14 protein-coding genes are annotated in these 18,517 nt (G+C 39.9%); 3 read left to right on the top strand and 11 right to left on the bottom strand.

Annotated elements, in window-relative coordinates; genetic code table 11:
- Positions 1-15 precede the first annotated feature (15 nt).
- Positions 16-1,485, top strand: a complete 1,470-nt coding sequence (locus QUB80_RS30565; protein WP_289793225.1) for a hypothetical protein — start codon at positions 16-18, stop codon at positions 1,483-1,485.
- 191 nt (positions 1,486-1,676) lie between these two features.
- Here QUB80_RS30565 and QUB80_RS30560 read toward each other — a convergent pair whose 3' ends face one another.
- From QUB80_RS30560 to QUB80_RS30515, 10 genes are all read right to left on the bottom strand, one after another.
- A complete protein-coding gene (locus QUB80_RS30560; protein WP_289793224.1) occupies positions 1,677-1,877 on the bottom strand; it encodes a hypothetical protein in 201 nt (66 codons plus the stop codon).
- A 1,004-nt stretch (positions 1,878-2,881) separates the two neighbouring features.
- Complete coding sequence (locus tag QUB80_RS30555) at positions 2,882-3,178, bottom strand: hypothetical protein (RefSeq protein ID WP_289793223.1); 297 nt, start codon at positions 3,176-3,178, stop codon at positions 2,882-2,884.
- A 294-nt stretch (positions 3,179-3,472) separates the two neighbouring features.
- Entirely contained in the window at positions 3,473-3,685 is a 213-nt protein-coding gene (locus tag QUB80_RS30550) for a hypothetical protein (protein WP_289793222.1), read from the bottom strand.
- Complete coding sequence (locus QUB80_RS30545; RefSeq protein WP_289793221.1) at positions 3,660-6,413, bottom strand: tetratricopeptide repeat protein; 2,754 nt, start codon at positions 6,411-6,413, stop codon at positions 3,660-3,662. The genes QUB80_RS30550 and QUB80_RS30545 overlap by 26 nt, the downstream gene beginning before the upstream one ends.
- 476 nt (positions 6,414-6,889) lie before the next feature.
- The gene (dacB, locus tag QUB80_RS30540; protein WP_289793220.1) at positions 6,890-8,362 is read right to left on the bottom strand and encodes a D-alanyl-D-alanine carboxypeptidase/D-alanyl-D-alanine endopeptidase; all 1,473 of its coding nucleotides are present in this window, start codon (positions 8,360-8,362) and stop codon (positions 6,890-6,892) included.
- 484 nt (positions 8,363-8,846) lie between these two features.
- Positions 8,847-9,434 carry a superoxide dismutase family protein gene (locus QUB80_RS30535; protein ID WP_289793219.1) on the bottom strand — a complete coding sequence of 196 codons (588 nt, stop codon included), beginning with the start codon at positions 9,432-9,434 and terminating at the stop codon, positions 8,847-8,849.
- An 877-nt stretch (positions 9,435-10,311) separates the two neighbouring features.
- Positions 10,312-11,367 (bottom strand): YheT family hydrolase, encoded by a 1,056-nt coding sequence (locus QUB80_RS30530; protein ID WP_289793218.1) that lies wholly within the window; start codon positions 11,365-11,367, stop codon positions 10,312-10,314.
- Positions 11,368-11,490: 123 nt separating this feature from the next.
- Entirely contained in the window at positions 11,491-13,383 is a 1,893-nt protein-coding gene (gene ilvB / locus QUB80_RS30525) for a biosynthetic-type acetolactate synthase large subunit (RefSeq protein ID WP_289793217.1), read from the bottom strand.
- A gap of 623 nt (positions 13,384-14,006) precedes the next feature.
- Positions 14,007-15,269 (bottom strand): MFS transporter, encoded by a 1,263-nt coding sequence (locus QUB80_RS30520; RefSeq protein ID WP_289793216.1) that lies wholly within the window; start codon positions 15,267-15,269, stop codon positions 14,007-14,009.
- A gap of 126 nt (positions 15,270-15,395) precedes the next feature.
- Complete coding sequence (locus QUB80_RS30515) at positions 15,396-15,968, bottom strand: hypothetical protein (RefSeq protein ID WP_289793215.1); 573 nt, start codon at positions 15,966-15,968, stop codon at positions 15,396-15,398.
- A gap of 277 nt (positions 15,969-16,245) precedes the next feature.
- Between QUB80_RS30515 and QUB80_RS30510 the strand changes: the two genes are divergently transcribed.
- Positions 16,246-16,425 carry a hypothetical protein gene (locus QUB80_RS30510; RefSeq protein ID WP_289793214.1) on the top strand — a complete coding sequence of 60 codons (180 nt, stop codon included), beginning with the start codon at positions 16,246-16,248 and terminating at the stop codon, positions 16,423-16,425.
- 276 nt (positions 16,426-16,701) lie between these two features.
- Positions 16,702-17,817: a ferrochelatase gene (locus tag QUB80_RS30505; protein WP_289793213.1), complete on the top strand. Its 1,116-nt coding sequence runs from the start codon at positions 16,702-16,704 to the stop codon at positions 17,815-17,817.
- Between the two features lie 135 nt (positions 17,818-17,952).
- Here QUB80_RS30505 and QUB80_RS30500 read toward each other — a convergent pair whose 3' ends face one another.
- Positions 17,953-18,498 (bottom strand): NADPH-dependent FMN reductase, encoded by a 546-nt coding sequence (locus QUB80_RS30500; protein ID WP_289793212.1) that lies wholly within the window; start codon positions 18,496-18,498, stop codon positions 17,953-17,955.
- Positions 18,499-18,517 lie beyond the last annotated feature (19 nt).

Here is an 18,517-nt window from a genome sequence, read left to right as displayed (position 1 = left end):
TAACTTAATATCTTTATGAAAGCTGTTCTAATTGCCACAATTGGTACTAGAGATTTAATATTTCAAATTTCCTCTGGTACTTGGTATAACATCGGTGATGACCGGATGCAAAATGGAGAGATTATTGGCGAACAAGCAGAGGTAATTTCTGATCTAGGTCTGCATAATATCAATTTTAGAGATTTAACTCAATATTTACTAGATAAAATCACTATTTATCAAGAGCGAATTAAGCCAGTCATAATTGGTAAACTACTCAGTGAAAAAGCCACAGATATAGAGAGAATCTATTTAATTGCCACTGACCAAAAATTAGAAGTGCGAGAACGAGAGAAGGACACACTATATGCAGCAGAGTTGATTAAAGCATGGATTGTAAATCAATTTAATCATATTAGTGTTGAAATCATCTCCTTGGGCCAGGATGGAACTAATCCTTCTAATTTTGAGCAGATGTTCTATTGGTGGCGGCGAACTTGGAGAGAGAAAATTACCACTAAAGCAGATCAATCTATCTGGCTTTGTCTCAAGGGAGGAGTAGGTCAAGCTTCGGAAGCGTCAAGGATTTCTGGTTTGAGCTTATATGGCGATCGCATTCAATTTTTTGAGTTTAAGCAAAATACTCAAGCAAATCAAGCTGGAATTCCCTCAGATTACAGTGGCCCATTTCTGGGAAACAATTATCTTTGGGATAGAACTCAGCAGCAGGCTTTGAAGTTGTTAGCCAGATATGACTATGCTGAAGTTTACGACCTATTACTACCTTATTTTCAGCAGTCATCTTCAAGTTTTGGTGCTGTACCAAATTTATTGAAGGCAGGAATACTTTGGAATCAAAGACAGTTTGAAAAGTTTTTGTCATTAGCTAGAAGTTCTATGGCAATACCAGCAATTCACGAGAAATTTTGGATTGCTTACGAACAAGCTTATTTGGGTGTAGTTCGCTTGCAACAGCAGAACACCACAGAGGCAATGTTACATAGCCATCGGGCTATTGAGGGTGTTTTATATTTGTGGGCAAGCCAATATTTTCCCGATGACTTGATAGAGGAATCTAATCAATACCCATTGATTAAAGACTCAATTTTACAGAAATATCCTACTTTAAGCACTCATTTTAATCAATCACAAAAGCAAATCTCAGAGATTTCTCTTTATGGTAGAGTTCTCCGGGATCTAGTAGTCGCTGCTATCCCAGCGACTATAAATAGTAATGATTTTTATGCATTTTGGCATCCAGCACGGGAGATGCGAAATAATCTTTCTCATCGCTTAGAGGGTTTATCAGAAAGAGAACTATTCACTGCTTGGGGTAAAGATGTGACTAATTCAGAACAATGGCAGACACGAATATTAAATTGCCTGAATTTAGTTACAGGGCAGTTTTTTAGAGATTTAGCTCAAGCCAGCATTTTTAATAAACTACATAACCAAGTTTTGCAAGCGATCGCTAACAAAGAACTTAGCCCTTTAGCTATCAGGTAGTTTCTCGTTTTTAATAGTTGCAGCCTCAATAAAGTGAGGTGGATCGGGCAACTTAATTTAATAATCGCTACAAAACAATAATTCCGCTGACTCAGGAAAAAGAGAAGTGAGGCGTAAATACGTAGCAGCTTTTTTACCCGCGTTCGTAGTAGTGCTAAAGCCTTTAAAACCTATAACTAATCAGCCACTATCTATAAATATGGCAAAGTTAGGGGTTTGGAAAACCAGACGCAACTGCTCAAAATAATGAAAACTACCACTTGAGCGATCGCCACCCTAGAACCTTGTGTTATCATAATATTCCAATCAAATGGTTTGGTATTAGTTTTCTTTGCTGCTTCAAGTTCGTCAGTTACGACTTGAACACCTAACTTAATTAGTTTACCTAGCATCTTAATCACCTAATCCGTTCAAAGTTGTTATCTACATTTTTAGAATTTTGCAGAAAGATACTGGTACAGGGAATTTACAGAAAATTAGTTGAAGAGTTTGTGAGCGCGTCCACTTACTCATTTCAACATCGCCATCACCACTCATTACTTTTTCGTGGCAAAAAGTGATCGCTACCTAAAAATTCTGTTTTCGACCCCGATTTTAACAATATTTTAAGCTCAATTGCTTATTGAAAAATAGTACATAACTTTAACTTCTCATGAATGACTTAGCAGCGATCGCTCAAACGGTACTTTTTGGGTTGAACGTGCGGAAACAGTCTTTGTCAGCCCTTTATTTCAAGGCTTTCAAACCCAGAAGTCTCCACTAACAATGTGAAAGCTAATCAATAGAACAGCACAGCTTGTAAATAAATGTCTTGATCGAAAATTTATTTTATTGTTAAGAGACTTGTCATTTCGTACAGACTGTAACTTTTGATAATTTTTAACTTATCCGTCTTTAAATTGGAACAATACCTCCTAAATGGTGTAAAAATGGTGTAAATTCTTTTTAAATCAATTAAAATGCTTTCAAAGTCTTGATTTGTAAGGCTTAGTAACAGGACTAAAAATCCTCGTGTCACCGATTCAAATTCGGTTCCTGGCACTTATAGTAAACCCCTTGAAATCATGAAAAATCAAGGGGTTTGTGGTTTATAAGTTTTAATATTAGTCCTAGTACCTGACTAGAGACTTTGCTAAGTTACCAATGTGATCGCTATTCAAGGCTATTCGAGATTATCTTTTGTCATTTTTGAGAAAAATCCTCTTGTTTCTACCAAAGCAGAACAGAGGAAGAAGCTTTTAATCCTTTTGTAAAGGAGAAATTTAATTACCCTTTCTTTTGCTAGCGATCGCCACTATGCTCGTTGGACGTTAGTTTATCTGTGTTAATGTTGCAAATCTCAAAGCTCAACACGCTCTGTTGAGTAAGAATTAAGCGCTAAGATATAGCTTATTCCTTAGTCAAAATCCGGAATCTCATCAACCCAAGAGTAAAGACCTACGGACTCACCTCCACCAATACTCACATCACCGCCAATGTAAACACCGCGAGTAATGGGAACCTTAGTTATGGTGTGATTTTTTTCACAGCGTTTGTCTGAGAGGTTTAAAGCGCCTATAACAGTTGATGCACTCCATTGATCATTCTGCTTGATAGTTGAATAGTTTAACTGCTCTTTATTTTTTCTCATAATTCTCCATTTTTTTTGCTTGGTATCTCCCCCAATAGCAACACTTGCCTGAGGAAAATACACTTTTCCATATACATTTTCGCTCTAATGAGGCAGTTTAGTCAATATACGTAGAATTAGTTACTTGATTCAGATAAACTACTTGGATATAAAGATACAACTTCATTAAAAACTTACAAATCAAAAACTAACAGTTCCGATATACTGAGTTTTTATTTCTATAGCTCAATTTAATAACTTTTATAACTATTAAATATAAACTTTGCTTGAACAACTGTAAGTTAAATTTGTGCAAGATAGTTTGTAGGTAATAAATTATAAATACAGATACGAACCTAATTAATTATTATTTTTTAACTATTCTTTTTTTAAGGCTGTGTCTATCAAATTTATATACTGGTCAATATATTGTATATATTTATCTGCTTTTTTCACTAAAGCTAAATGTTCATTATTTGCTAATCTTTTTACTTTTAAAAATTCCTCTTTAGCATTTCTAAATGCTTGCAGAGCAGTTATTAATTTATCTTTATCTAACTTCTGATTAGCTATAATCTTCATTATAGTCATGAATAGCACCGTCCAATAGAGAATTTCCGAATTTAAATAAACATATCCCATAGTTGAAGTGGGTTTCTACTGTTTCGTCACCAAGTCGAATAGCTTCTGAATAATTAAGTTTAGCGTTTTCATAGTCACCTACTTTCTGATAAAACATTGCTAAATTTCTATGGAATTCATATAATTCGCCGTTTTCGCGAGCAGCATCCTTATTGTTGGGTTTAGGAAGTGTATTGTGATATATTTCAATAGCCTTAGTATATTTGTGAATTGCTTCATCATAATATTTCTTAGCTTCTTCTTTTTTACCTTCCTTCGCTTTCATATCTCCTTCTAAGGCTTTGAGTAATCCAAAATTAGCAAATGCAGATGCCGGAGCATTATCCTCTTTAGCAGTGGCTTTCTCAAAATCAAAATATGCTTTTTGATAGTAAACAGCTCCTTTTTGAGGCTGGGGATTTTTTTCGTCGTTATACAAAGATGTTCCAAATTGTAGATAAGCATAAGCTCGTCGAGCATAAAGCCGAGCAGAAATAATTCCACATCTAGCAATAGCCTCATCGTACTTTTCCATAGCCTCTTCGTATTCTCCCAAACTACTTAAGGCCAATCCCCAAGCAGACCATAAAACATCACCTTCATAGCCAAGTAAGTATGCTCTCTCAAAGTCTGCCACAGCTAATCTAAAATGCTCTTCTCCCATTGAAACAGTGTTGTAAGCTACTCCACGATAATAGTAAGCTGCCGCAAGACGACAATTACAATTTATTGCTTTTGTCAAAGTATCGATAGCTGAAAAAGCGTCGTTCTGACGTAATTGAGCTAATCCGAGATTGCTATAAGCTACATCAAAATGTGAATTTATTCTAATAGCTTGTCTAGTATCTCGAATTGCTTCTTCATAATTACCTTCATCAATAAAGATAACACTTCTATTGTTATATGCTTCAGCCAAGTTAGAATCCAGAAGAATAGCTTGCTGATATACTCTCTTCGCCTCAGATACTTGATTAAGCAGATAATAACGAGTTCCTAAATTTATATATTCCTTAGCGTTATTAGGATTTTCTTTCAAGAACATTTTTAATTCTTTAATTTCTTGCTCTATTGCTTTCTGCTCATGAATACTTATAGATACATTACCTCCGGTCTCCTCATCTTTATAAGAGGCTAAAAGAATACCACTAATAGTAATCTGCCTGCTCAAGGATTTCATCAGAAACTGTTTACCAGTAGCAGCTTGTTTACTGGCTATCTCAGGAGCACCTCTATAATAAGATTTGATATGAGTATAATTTGGATAATTAGAATAATCGCTCAAAAGCTTGATATCATCTGATGTTAAAGCAAGTGCTGATGATAAACGCTTAAATGTATCTTGCTGGTCATAGCCATTATTTTTTTGATTTACTTCATAACTATTAGATTTGCTTGAGCTAAAATATGAATCTTCATCTGATTTCACTTCTAAAATAGCAATTTGTAATTCATGAAATGTGTTGATATTTAATTCACGTAAACGCTCTACTTTAGAACCTAATTTCATACATAAAATTGCTTGATCTACCCAATTAACTATTTGTTGAGTATCAAACTGAGTAGATAAAAGTAACTTACATATATCTGTAGTAGCTAAACTCTGAACATTATCAATACCTAACTCTGAAAGTCGAGCCTCATGCCAAGTATTGATACCTAAAATATTTTTGAGCGGATATTCATTGTATTGTTCAATAGGTGCGCTCAAAGCGCGATTAGCAACAAAGGTTATCCAGCGAATACCACGAGTAGGAAAAATTCCAATTAAAAAAGCTAGTATTTGCCAAGGCAAAGAATCTGTTTCAGAAGGTTGATTGGGGTTTTCTTGTTGAACTATTACCACTGTGTTAGGCAGTGATAAATTTGTATTATTCTTCTCAATTCCTCCAATCAGTGAAGCGATGCTAAAAGTAATAACTGCTGAAAGTAAAGTCCTAAGAATAACAGCACTGTAAACTTGTGGTTGTAAATCGAAAGTATTATATCTTCTAATTAGTAATTGTATACCAAAGAAGTAAGAGCCAAGAAATGCATAAAAAATTATTTCAACTGTAATACTTTTTATAACAGTTAGCTCGTCTTTTTTGTAGTATGCTGCAAATATAATAGATGCTAAAGTAACAAATAAAATAATATATACACCAAATTGAAAGGGATTGTATACAGTGTTATAAAGTTCACTAATTTCGTTAATATTTTCTTCAGAAACTAATCCCAATAATCTTAAATCATTTTCTAATCGGTCTTTTTGTACTTCAGATTTATAATAACTATATGCAATATAGGAAATGGGAAAAATTCCTAGTAATGCTCCAACTACCAAAGTAAAAAGTATTTGTTCCTTCGGATTTTCAATGCTTATACTACTAATTATAATTATAGATACAACTGAAAAAAATAGAATAATAAAAGACCAAAATCTTCTAAATCTTTTTCTTTTTGCTTCTGTTTGCTGTTTATATATATATAAATCAACATGATTTTCAATAAATTCCTCAATTCCTTGAGTTAATCCATCAATAATATGTTTGTAATCTTCGGGTTTACTACCTTTTTCAAATTCTTCCTGTAACCATTTTCTAAGTTTTCTAGATGTATCTGTAGGATTTATTACATCTAAAGGTGATAAAAAATCAGAGAATTTTTGAAAAAATTTCCTTTTTTTCTTTCTCAGATTAAAGTTAAAAAAATCAAACATAATTTTTGTTGAACTAGGTAAAATATACAGAAAAATTTATTTAGCTAGTGCTAAACATAAAAATAAGTTCAGCTTGTAAAGCTGTTTAGATGAAGAATAATATAGTTCATATTTCTAAACTAAGTGCTGCTTAGTTCTGATAATGATGGCTGTACGATATCATTTTTTTTAGTAATTGAGAAGTATTTTGTAAACAAATAAAAACTTTTAAATAAACTTAACTATATATCTAGGCGATCGCTATTATCTTGCTTAATCGAAGACTCATATGCATGGTTTACTATCACAAAAGATTTGATAGTTTAAAAAAGCGTCTACTGGAGTAGCGCACCCTCAGTAATGTAATAGAATTTGGAGACTGAGTTGAGTTTACAAAACCCAACACAATCACGATAAATCGGGTTGCACAGAGTGGAAATTAACCTATTCTTAATACATCAAATTAGCTATTGGCTTTGGTAAGTCGTGAAATTAATCTAACAACGCTGTAATTGCGCTAACATCACTAAAATTTCATCCATCGCTTGCCGTACAACCCTTGCAGGTTGTTCAGTTTGATTGACCATCATACTAAACACAACTGGGTTATAGTTAGGTGCATTAACATATCCTGAGAGAGTAACAACACCACCCAGAGTTCCTGTTTTTGCTTGTACAATTCCTGCTGCCGACGTATCAATCAAACGATTTTTTAAAGTACCACTAACACCCGCCACAGGTAAAGAAGCACGAAAAACTTTTGCTTGTGGTGAGTTTGCCATCCCTTGTAATGTTTGTACTAAAGCTTGTGGAGTAATTAAATTTTTGCGCGATAAACCCGAACCATCTGCCAAAATATAACTAGTTGGTTCAACTCCCAATTGAGTTAAAGTTGCTTTTAAAACTTCTATACCTGCATCAGCTGTACTTTGATTTTTTGTTGCTGGTTTTTTAATAGCTAATGCTCTTAGTAATGCCTCAGTATAGAAATTATTACTATTTTGATTTGCCGTCATTACCAATTCTGATAATAGAGGAGATTGAACAACGGCTAATTCTGCTATTTCATTTTCGCTACTGCTATCTAAAATAGATGCTTGTCTAACAGTAATTTTTTCTGCTGCTAAGGCACGACGAAAACGCTGTAAAAAATACTCTGCTGGCGTAAACACAGGTAAATTGACAAATTGTGATTGAGAACCTTCTGGTAACTGACCTTGAATTCGCAGTGTTGAACCTTGTAAATCGCGAGTAACCTTAATAAAACTTGGTTGGTTTTTCTCAACTGTCACAGATTGATTAATTATCTGCCACTGTTTTTTCTGATCGGAATTTAACCAAATTAGTTTTAGAGGTTTACCTGAAGTTTGGGGTGACACAATAAAACTAAAAGAATTTTGATTCACAATTAGACTATTTATTGGTATCCCATCGCCTGATTGTAAATCTTCCCATTGCCAACTAGGATTAACAATATCTCCTTGAAAATAACTATCGTCAACAATCAACTGCCTAATTTCTTTGATACCCTTTTGTTTCAACTGCTTGGCTAATGTTATCAGTTGGGCATCGGTTAAACTGGGATCTCCCCTACCCACTACACGCAACCCATCGCGATCGCGATACACTGAAGTACGAATGCGGTAATTTGCACCGAGTTGTATGAGTGCGGCAGCTGTAGTTAGCACTTTTGTGTTAGAAGCTGGAATGAAATATTTCTGAGCATCCCGGTTGTAAAGGGTTTCGGTAGAACCCAGATTTTGTACTAATATTCCCCAACGCGCCCGACTGAATTCAGAACGGCTAATAATCGCATCTACCGCCGTTCCTAGTTGAGCTGGGCAAATTGTTTTTGGGTTAGTTGTCGGTGCTACAGGTGTTGGAGTTTGTGCTTTTGCTATTTGGTGATTGATGCCTACTTGTAAACCTAAAAATAGTATTAACAAGCTACTAGAAATTGTCTTAGGCATTATTTAAAGTTACTGTGTGCGTAAATAGAATTTGACTAAGAGGAATTATCCATCAAGTTGCTGTAAATATCAGTAGATAGCCTAAGCAAATTAATAATTTTCTGGTGCCGAGAATTCACTAGATTAGAACTTACGCACTGAGTAGTCCACCGATGCGGACTTCGTACCCGTCTATGTATAGCAACACCATGCGCGGGTGTCGGCTAGTTTGAAAACAGACTATAGCCCCTTTTTAAGGGGGTTGGGGGATCTCCATCGAGCCAACTCACAACCACCTTGGAACCAGTATCGTGGAAGAAATTCTGAATTGCCGATCGCATTTTTGAGTTAACAAACTACTAAACCGGAACAGAGGATAGTTTGACTGTGGAGTTGCAAAGCTTCTCTGTATCCGGTTTGCTTAATTATAGTGATCGCCCGGTTCAAAACCCTAAGTGCTAGTGAGCAATTGTGCGATCGCCTCAGAGTGTTTTAGATCTGGGTTCTATAGACTACGAGTCACTACTCCACAGGCTATTCTTCCCCCACCAGCTTCTGCTGCTGTTCCACCTGCTTTTTGTTGATCTGGTAACAGGTGAACGATGACTGCACTACCATCTCCATCAAACAGGGTGAGGGGGCTTTCTGTTATTGTGACTCGACTAGTCTGGGTACTGTAAGTTGCAATGCCCAGCGCATTCACTTCTAAGTTGGGCAAGTCACCCATATGATAGGGATGGTTATCCTGTACAGGAAGTTCATTACCAAAAGGCCCAGGATCAAAGTGTCCGCCGGCACTGCTATAAGCAGGACTAGCATTGGGGTCGCACACTCCTACAGAATGAATATGGAAACCGTGTAAACCAGGAGCCAGCTTTGCTGTACTGCCTCGAACTTGTCCTTGAATTTCTACCACACCATCTTGACGCTGAGTGAGGTTTAGAGTACCACTAATTTCATCACCCGTAATCTGAACTTGTGCTTGTGGCAGAGTCTGCGACATACTCGGTTGCCCGAATAGAAATCCCCAGACTAGTGCCAAACAAAGACTAATGAAAAATAAAGGTTTTAGTGGCGAAAACTTGATCACCATGACCTCCTGCGGTAATGACAAATAACTTAGACTTAACTTCCATTTGGTATTTGTACATCGCGCTGCAAAGACGGCATGGCAAAGCAGATGGCTATCTTTTTTAATAGTCACATTTGCTTTGAGTCAAACCCTTTTGGAATAGGATGACAAGCAATAATCTGTACCATCCAAACAGTTTGGATTGGTTTTTTTTAAACTGAGGAAACACGAAATATCTTCTGTTTCACCAAATTTTTGAAATTTGGCAAATTGTAAATCTGAATGTTGTATCTTAATGCATACAACTCAAATTTTGTGAATAACTGTTGCAGGAGTTGAATGTTGATGACAATCAACCCAGAAATAAGTTTTCTTGCCTCAGTTACTGACCTAGCCTGCCTACTATAATTAGGGTATGGTTCGTCCGCAGAGATGATGTACTTACAGGTTATAAAGCAAGAGTTAACTGTATAGTTCCAATATCTCAACCAATACTTACTTATACTTAAAGCATAGTTTCAGACTTGCGGCATTCTTTTAAAAAGTGCTTTATAAGTCTTACATGGTTTTTGATGGGAAGCATTTTGTACTCATAATTGAGTGTTAACGCTTGTTTTATTCTACTTGTACATTATTGCACGCTATTGTGTAAAAACTTCCTTGAAATGAAAAAAATAAGTATTATCACGCTACTTGCTTTACTCTAGAAATGTTAATGTAAATCTTTCTCACTCCAGTTATTTGTTACTGACTTTCCTATTTTGATAGATACAAGATAAACAGCACACTCAACTGTCTAGTGCAAGGCAAGTGCGCAAGCGATCGCCGAAAATATTAACAAAGAAGTTATAGCAGTCAACTAATTGCCACTAAGGAAATTTCCGAAATATCAAGATATTTATTTTGATTGTTGCTCAAGCCACTGTAAAATCCGGTTCCACGCCCACCATAAATCCGAGTCTTGTGCTTGACGCTGGCACCGGTTGCTACTTAAATAGCCAACATGACCACCATGATGAGTGAGTAATAAATCTATAGCTGGATTCTTAGCGCAGATTGCTTGTAAATCAGGGACGATTGCTGGATCAAAGAAGGGATCGTCTTGTGCGTAGAGAATTAAAGTTGGTTTGGAAAGACTTTTTAGTAATGGCAAAGCACTGCTAGCGTCATAGTAAGCCTCAGGCGAAGAAAAACCCAATCTTCCAATCACTAGTTCCCGGTCAAAACCCCAGATGCTATTCGCTCTTTCAATCGCCTCTTTCTCGAAACTTCCAGGATGGGCTTGGTGAAGTTGCCATGCTAAATTTTTCAGACTCTGGGCAATCCTGGCTTCAAAATATTTACCTGCTGGGTAGCTGACTAAATAAGTAAGAGAGCGTCGCGAATCTAAGTTAGGACAAATGACTGCTGCACCACCAATATCACTTACTGTAATGCCTAAATTTTCTGTGCTCTGAGTCAGTTCCATTGCTGCTTTAACTGCCCACAGTGCTAATTGCCCCCCTAAAGAATAACCTGTAAACCAAAATTTGCTTGGACATCCCATTTTTGCAGCAGTTGCGGCAATGCGGACAAAATCTTCCCCCTCATACAAACCATCACTAGTTAGCGTCGGTGACAAATTGGCTGTTTTACCATGAGCGCGCCAATCAAATAAAACTACAGCATATCCTTGTGTGTATGCCTTACGTCCAAGAAGCCTAAGAAACCATTGGTTTTCTAAGTCCCCTGTAATACCATAGGTGCCGATAATTGTGCTGTGAGCATTTTTAGGTATAGCCACCCAGCCAAAAATTGGTACGCCTTGCCCACCTCTAAAAATTTGTTCCTTGTAAGGAGGCTCTGGAAATTTTGTAGATTTTTCCCAGTTAAGAGATCCCCACAAAGAAGCATAGACAGTCATTGCCACTCCATTTTGCAAAAATAGTGGCGGATTGTATGGCGGGAAATACATAGTTTGGACTTATAGAAATTTTCACCTGCTTGAGGTGCGATCGCACCTCAAGACACAAACTAAAAAATAGGGTGGGCATTACCCACCCCATTTAATTTAATTTAGTATTGCTGTGTTTTGCTCTTACAACTTAGTCCCACACTCAGGACAGAAGTTATTATTAGGAGCATTTTTCGCACCACAATTGCCACAATACACAGGTTCTACGTCGGTTTTTGGAGCCTGCTTGGGTAAGCCAACCATTTGAGCGTTGCTCTTACCGGGGGCTACCATTGGGTAGCAGTTTTCATCTTTGGTGACATGGGCATCGATAATTACCGGGCCATTGTGAGCTAACATTTCGGCGATCGCATTTGGCAATTCCTCCCGGCTATTGATGACTATGCCCTTGATCCCATAAGCTTTGCACAGTAACTCAACATCTGGCATTCCTACTTCCATATTCGAGCATGAGTAACGCTCGCCGTGGAAAGCTTGCTGCCATTGACGCACCATGCCTTGCCAGCCATTATTGACAATTACAGTCTTGACATTAATGCCATACTGTGCTAGAGTACCAAGTTCTTGCAAGCACATCTGGAAGCTGGCATCACCGCTAATACAGATAACTTCTTGTTCGGGGAAAGCAACTTTGGCACCCATTGCGGCAGGCAAGCCAAAGCCCATCGTTCCCAATCCACCACTAGAAATCCAGCGTCGCGGCCCTGTTTTGAGAAATTGCGCTGACCACATTTGATGTTGTCCGACATCAGTGGTGTAGATGGCATTGGGCGCTTGCCGAGCTACTTCTACAATCACCTCTTGCGGTGACATACTATCTGGATGCTGGGGAACTACCAGGGGATATTCTTCCTTCCAGCGATTGATTAATCTCAACCATTCTTGGGTTTGGTTGGGCGTACTCTTGATATCCAATTCTCGACATCGCCGCAAAATATCAGTGAGGACGTTTTTCACGTCTCCAACGATGGGTACATCGGGAACGCGGTTTTTGCCGACTTCTGCGGGATCAATGTCAATGTGAATAACTTTAGCGCGGGAAGCGAATTCATCCAGCTTGCCAGTGACGCGATCGTCAAATCTTGCACCAACACAAATCAGCAAGTCGCAGTCAGTGACAGCAAAGTTGGCATAAGCAGTGCCGTGCATTCCCAACATATTTAAAGACAAGGGATGATGTTCGTCAAAGGCACCCAAACCCATCAATGTAGTAGTGACGGGAATATTGAAGAGTTCAGCTAGTTCTTGAAGTTCTTCGTAAGCACCAGAGGCGATCGCACCTCCACCCACGTACAGTAAAGGACGACGGCTTTCGCGAATCAGTTGAATTGCGGCGTTAATCTGGCGTGGATTTCCTTTTACAGTCGGGCGATATCCAGGTAATTTTACTGAACCCGGTTCTACTGGCACATAGTCAAATTCTTCAAATGCCACGTCTTTGGGGACATCAACCAAAACAGGGCCAGGTCTTCCCGTACTGGCAATATGGAATGCCTCAGCCACAATTCGTCCCATATCTTTGGGATCACGCACTACGTAAGAGTGCTTGACGATTGGTAGCGTAATTCCGTAAATATCAGTTTCTTGAAACGCATCCGTACCAATCATTTTCCGTGGCACTTGTCCTGTGACAACTACCATCGGAATCGAATCCATGTAGGCAGTAGCAATGCCTGTGACTAAATTAGTCGCCCCTGGGCCAGAAGTACCAAAGCACACTCCTACCTTGCCCGTAGCGCGAGCGTAGCCATCTGCGGCATGGGCTGCGCCTTGTTCGTGTCTGACTAGGATGTGCTTAATACCGCCAGAGGCTTGTTCAAAATAAAGTTCATCATAAATTGGCAGAATCGCGCCGCCAGGATAACCAAAAATATATTCAACGCCGTGGCGTTTGAGACTGTCAAGCAATGCAAAACCACCAGAAGCACGTCTGGGCATTGCGACTGGCGACAAGGAGACATTAGACTGGGTGTGATTCTCAATTTGTGTGGCACCTATTTGGGAACGCGATCGCACAGTCAAACCTCACGTGATAGCTAAGATAAAGCTGAAATTCTGTATTTAAAATTTCATTTTAATTTAAAACTCTCATAATTAATTGAGATTGTTCCCTATCCTTGACATAAGAGACTGATTTATGAATTGAAAGAGGGTGTAGGGGAGCCAGTGTGGTGGTGAGGCAGCGCGCAGAACAGGGGGTCTCCCCCATGAGCGACTGCCGTAGACGCCGAAGGCGGATAAGCGAAAGTAAGGTTCCCCGGCATAAAGGAGCCAGTGCGCCCTTGCGGGTTAAGCGCGTTGTAGCACCTGGCGTCGGGTTAAGCGCGTTGTAGACGCCCAGAGGGCGGCTTCCCGCAGGGTAGCACCTGGCGTCACCAAAAGACGACGGGGAAGCCCGTTCCTTTAAGGGGCGCTCAGAATCGTCGTCCGTCGTCTTGGGGCAAGGGGCATTCATGCATTGGCCAATGCCCAATTCCCAATTCACTTCGGCCCGCTTTCATCCCCCAGACTTCAGTCGGGGGATGAGCTTAAGTGGCGTCGGGTTAAGCGCGTCGAGTGCGACTGGCGCCATCTGGCGTGTGTAAGGGTACAGGGGTGTAGTAGAAAAAACCTTCCGCCGTCTGCCGTCTGCCTTCGTTCTAAATCACATCTTGCAAAACTTTACGGGTATTTTGCCAAGCCCACACACCAACTACAGCAACAATTACGCTCATTCCCACAAGCACGCTTCGCAAGCCCAAAGCATCAGTGACAGGGCCAGTAATTACCAGTGGAGCCGACAGAGCAATGTTAACGGCATGATTTTGAAATCCAAATACTTTACCATGCATTGAAGGTGGTGTTTGCTGTTGAATTAAAGTTTGCATTGGTACACCAACTAAAGCTGCACCAATTCCCAAGACGGCACAAAGCCCCAACGCTAACAATAAATTATGGGTAAAGGTAAATACTCCCAAAACTACTGCCATCATTAAAAATCCAAACAAGGGTAAAGGCTTGTGATGTACTTTATCAGCCCAATGCCCCAAAATTGCTGCTCCCAAGACCATTCCTACCCCTGCTGCTGCTAAGAAAAAGCCGAATTGTTTCTCTTTTAAGCCAAATTCCTCTGCCAATCGAATTGCCAACACCGTTAAAGCTGCAAATACACAATATAGAGTGATTAGTTGCAGCATGGCGTTTAGTACTAAACGATTACTTTTGAGATAGCGCAAGCCCTGTTTAAAGTCTGTCCAAGGATGGATGACAGGTTCACTATTATCAAGAGTTCTGTTGTCTTTAAAGTTGATAAACTGCATCATGCCCGCAGAAGATAGGTATAAGATGGTGACAACAAGCTCTTGACCGTAATTTGGCCCTAGCACATCTTTCGACCAACTCAATATTGGTTCACCGATCGCAAACCCAACAATGAGAGCGCCCATCATCGTGCTGCTAAATAGCGCATTAGCTGCCATTAAATTTTCTTTTCGTACTATCAACGGAATGGCTGCTTGCTCTGCGGGGGCAAAAAACTGCGTGATTGTGGAGATCGCAAAAGTCATCAGTAACAGAACCAGGAACTCCCGTGGCAAAAAGGGAATTAGCAACGTTAATAGACCGCGTACCAAATCAGAGCCAACCATGATAATCTTTTTCGGAAAGCGGTCAACAAAGACACCCCCAGCAGAACCAAACAGAATGGCTGGTATTGTAAACGCCATCATCAAAGTTGAGTACATGGAGTTTTGTGCTAAACCGACAGGAGGTGGGTAGTTTTCTAGTAGGGCTACCATCAAAACAAAGAAGACTTTATCGGCCATCTGGGATAATAACTGTCCTATCCACAGCAGCATAAAGCCACGGTTTTTAAGCAGAACACCAAATCCATTATTTACGGCAGCAGGTTCAGTTGGAAACATCAGAATCAGGGTTGGGGGAATAGGGAAAACAGCGGAAAGCGGGGAGATTTGGGGAGGTTTAAGGTTAATTTTTAACCTATCACCCCATCACATTGTCACTCCTGCTTCATCCCTATGCTTTCCGGATTAATTTTCTTCATAACGCATAAAAAGCATATACAAAAATTCAACCGCGCTTAGACGTTTTTGTAGCTGCGATTCTCCAATAGACAAGTCTACCCACCAACCTTGCACAGTCTGGGGCGATCGCCACATATCCAAATGCTCGACAGGTGGATCTGCATAAAAGTTATTTTGCCCACAACCAAGTATTTTGGAACTCCAGTGGGTGAAATAATCATGACTCATTCGATGGATAGGGAAATTTCCCAGTAATGGAACTCCCCATCCATCTATAGCAATAAAAGCCTTAACATGACCTCCGGAATTTTGCCACAAGTATGCAGATGCGATCGCCCCAACTACGCCAGCACTAAAACTTATGAAAATTACAGGCGATTTTTGCTGATTCTTCAAGCGATCAAATAAAAACTGCAAAATATGAAATGCCGATAAAGACGAATAGCCATCCGTTGGGAAAACTAGTATATTTACTAAACTTTTACTAGTTGAGGTATCAAAATTTCTCTCTCTCAAGCTGGCAACAAAATTCTCGGTTAAGCTTGATTCGTGGATTCCAGGGCAAATTATTATGTTCATCCATTTTTGATGCTAGCAGTGTCCACAATCACTTTGCTTCAGAAAAACTCAGAACAATTTAGTATTGCCAAGCAGCAAAAAGGTATTTGTTAACACCAAATACTATTAATAGCTTAAAGATTTGATTTTGATCTATTAAATTTGACACAAAATGGTTAGTTAGTCATTTGTCATTGGTCATTGCTAGGAGCGGGTTTATTTAGATATTTCGTCATCCTAGAGAGATTGTTATTAAAACCCGCACGGCAGTCACTACAACGCGCTTAACCCACGCCAGGTGACGCCAGTCGCACTCGACGCGCTTAACCCGCAAGGGCGCACTGGCTCCTTTATGCCGGGGAACCCTTACTTTCGCTTATCCACTACTCTGCGAGAAGCCGGACTACGTCCGTCTACGTGTCTACGCCAGTCGCTACAAGTCGGCACTAGACGCGTTCGCCGTCAGGCGTTGCGTTAGCTAGCGGCTACCCTCCGGGTAGCCGCTAGGGCGCGCTGGCTCACCACCGCACTGGCTCCGCAACGCGCTGCCTCCCGTACAGTAGTTAGTGTTTCTCCCCCTTGCACCCTGTACCCTTGCTTCTTTCTGTCCCCACCTTCCCGCGTCCTCATCCCCCATTCCAGGTATGAATTTTAAGCTTTGTTCTTTTAAGTGTAATTATCCTCTCCGGGGGGATAGGATAGTAATTAAGTAGTAAGAAAAACAACCTCTTCTAATTACATTGAGGAATAGATTGTGGTTGCCACGCCGGAAAAACTAGAACATACCCACGAGCATTTACCAAGTCAACAACGGGTAGCCGTACTGTTGATGGGCTATGGCGAAGTCGAAAGCTATGAAGATTTCGCTAATTATAACGAACAGGCTTTAAATCTACTAACAGCTAAATTCGCACCAGTACCTACTTGGATTTATCCCCCCTTGGCAAGAATTTTGGCTTTATTTGATCGCCATGAATGGGGACACCAACACAATGATTTTATTTCTCCCCATAACGCTATATTTGAAAAGCAACGAGAAGGTATTGAAAAGAATTTGCAACAAAGATGGGGCGATTGCGTTCAGGTATTCAAAGCATTTAACTTCTGCGCCCCTTTCCTTCCTGCACAAGTCCTAGCAGAAATTAAAAACCAAGGTTTTGATAAACTTCTGATTTACCCATTACTAGTAGTTGATTCTATTTTCACTAGTGGTATCGCGATCGAGCAAGTTAACAAAGCTTTATCAGAATTGGCTGATGGTAACGAACACTGGGTAAAAGGGCTACGTTATATTCCTTCTTTTTACAATGAACCAGCCTACATCGATTTGATGGTTCATCTTGTTGAAGAGAAAATAACCAGGGACTTAGCCACAGCTTACCTACCAGCAGAAATAGGTATTGTTTTGATGAATCACGGTTGTCCCCATAAAGCCAAAGGATTCACCTCTGGGATTACTGAGAGTCAGGCGCTATACGACTTGGTACGCGATAAATTAATCAACCGTTATCCTTTAATTTCTGTGGGTTGGTTGAACCACGACACACCCCTAATTGAATGGACGCAACCAAGTGCCGAACAAGCGGCGAAAAACCTTATTCAACTGGGTGCAAAAGTTGTGGTGTTTATGCCCATCGGTTTTGCGACAGAAAACCACGAAACTCTATTGGATGTACACCATATTATTCATGCATTAGAGAAAAAGCATAAGAGCGTTAACTACGTACAAATGCCTTGTGTTAATGATCGCCCTGAGTTTTTAGCTATGGCAGCCCAATGGGCAAATTCTCACATTGAAGAGTTATTTACAGAACAAGGCACAGTTGTTAAATCGCAGTTAGCGAACAACCATCATCATCACCATCATTAAGAAGAGTGGGAGAGTGTGAGACAAGGGCAGATGGAGAGGAACATATGAGGGAGATAGGGAAGATGGGGAAGAATTTACTCTTATTACTTCCTCACCTCCCTCAACTCCTTGTCCCCTTGTCCTCTTCCCTATCCCCTAATTCACGCCTCGCAACTTGCGGGTATTATCAACTAAACTCTGGGCAAATTGGTCAAATCTTTGAGAAAGCTTCTCATCTAAGAGCTTACCTTCTGAGTTAAAAGCGTTCCATGCCTGCCCAACAGCTATTTGTTCGGGAATTACCCAAGCGTGTACCCAGCGCATAATGACTCGCAAGTCATTTAAGGCGTTGCTGTTAGATTGTCCACCCAAGACGCTAATCAACCCAACAACCTTGTCAGACAACTGATCGAAACTCATTAAATCTAAGGCGTTTTTGAGGACGCCACTCACGCTACCGTGATACTCTGGTGTCGCCAAAATTAACCCATCAGCGCTGCTAACAGCATCTTGTAACCGTTGCACATCTGGGTAATCTGGATACTCTCCTCCTCCAGTACAAAACGGTAACTGCATTTCTCGCAAATCGAGAATTTCTACTTCTGCGCCTAAGGCTTCTGTGCGTTGCGCTGCTAGACGTAAAGCCATCTGGCTATGGGAGCCGGCTCTTAAACTACCACCAATACCAACAATTTTGACCATAACTAAATTAACATCAACA

It is taken from the genome of Chlorogloeopsis sp. ULAP01, from assembly GCF_030381805.1.
Classification (GTDB): domain Bacteria; phylum Cyanobacteriota; class Cyanobacteriia; order Cyanobacteriales; family Nostocaceae; genus Chlorogloeopsis.
This window is presented reverse-complemented; position numbering and strand designations above follow the sequence as displayed.

What these genes read in the sequence shown, in the direction of transcription:
- QUB80_RS30560 (WP_289793224.1), bottom strand. Translation starts at nt 1,877, where the DNA reads ATGCTAGGTAAACTAATTAAGTTAGGTGTTCAAGTCGTAACTGACGAA.
- QUB80_RS30530 (WP_289793218.1), bottom strand. Translation starts at nt 11,367, where the DNA reads ATGTATTTCCCGCCATACAATCCGCCACTATTTTTGCAAAATGGAGTG.
- QUB80_RS30565 (WP_289793225.1), top strand. Translation starts at nt 16, where the DNA reads ATGAAAGCTGTTCTAATTGCCACAATTGGTACTAGAGATTTAATATTT.
- QUB80_RS30515 (WP_289793215.1), bottom strand. Translation starts at nt 15,968, where the DNA reads ATGAACATAATAATTTGCCCTGGAATCCACGAATCAAGCTTAACCGAG.
- QUB80_RS30535 (WP_289793219.1), bottom strand. Translation starts at nt 9,434, where the DNA reads ATGGTGATCAAGTTTTCGCCACTAAAACCTTTATTTTTCATTAGTCTT.
- QUB80_RS30545 (WP_289793221.1), bottom strand. Translation starts at nt 6,413, where the DNA reads ATGTTTGATTTTTTTAACTTTAATCTGAGAAAGAAAAAAAGGAAATTT.
- QUB80_RS30500 (WP_289793212.1), bottom strand. Translation starts at nt 18,498, where the DNA reads ATGGTCAAAATTGTTGGTATTGGTGGTAGTTTAAGAGCCGGCTCCCAT.
- QUB80_RS30550 (WP_289793222.1), bottom strand. Translation starts at nt 3,685, where the DNA reads ATGACTATAATGAAGATTATAGCTAATCAGAAGTTAGATAAAGATAAA.
- QUB80_RS30520 (WP_289793216.1), bottom strand. Translation starts at nt 15,269, where the DNA reads ATGTTTCCAACTGAACCTGCTGCCGTAAATAATGGATTTGGTGTTCTG.
- dacB (WP_289793220.1), bottom strand. Translation starts at nt 8,362, where the DNA reads ATGCCTAAGACAATTTCTAGTAGCTTGTTAATACTATTTTTAGGTTTA.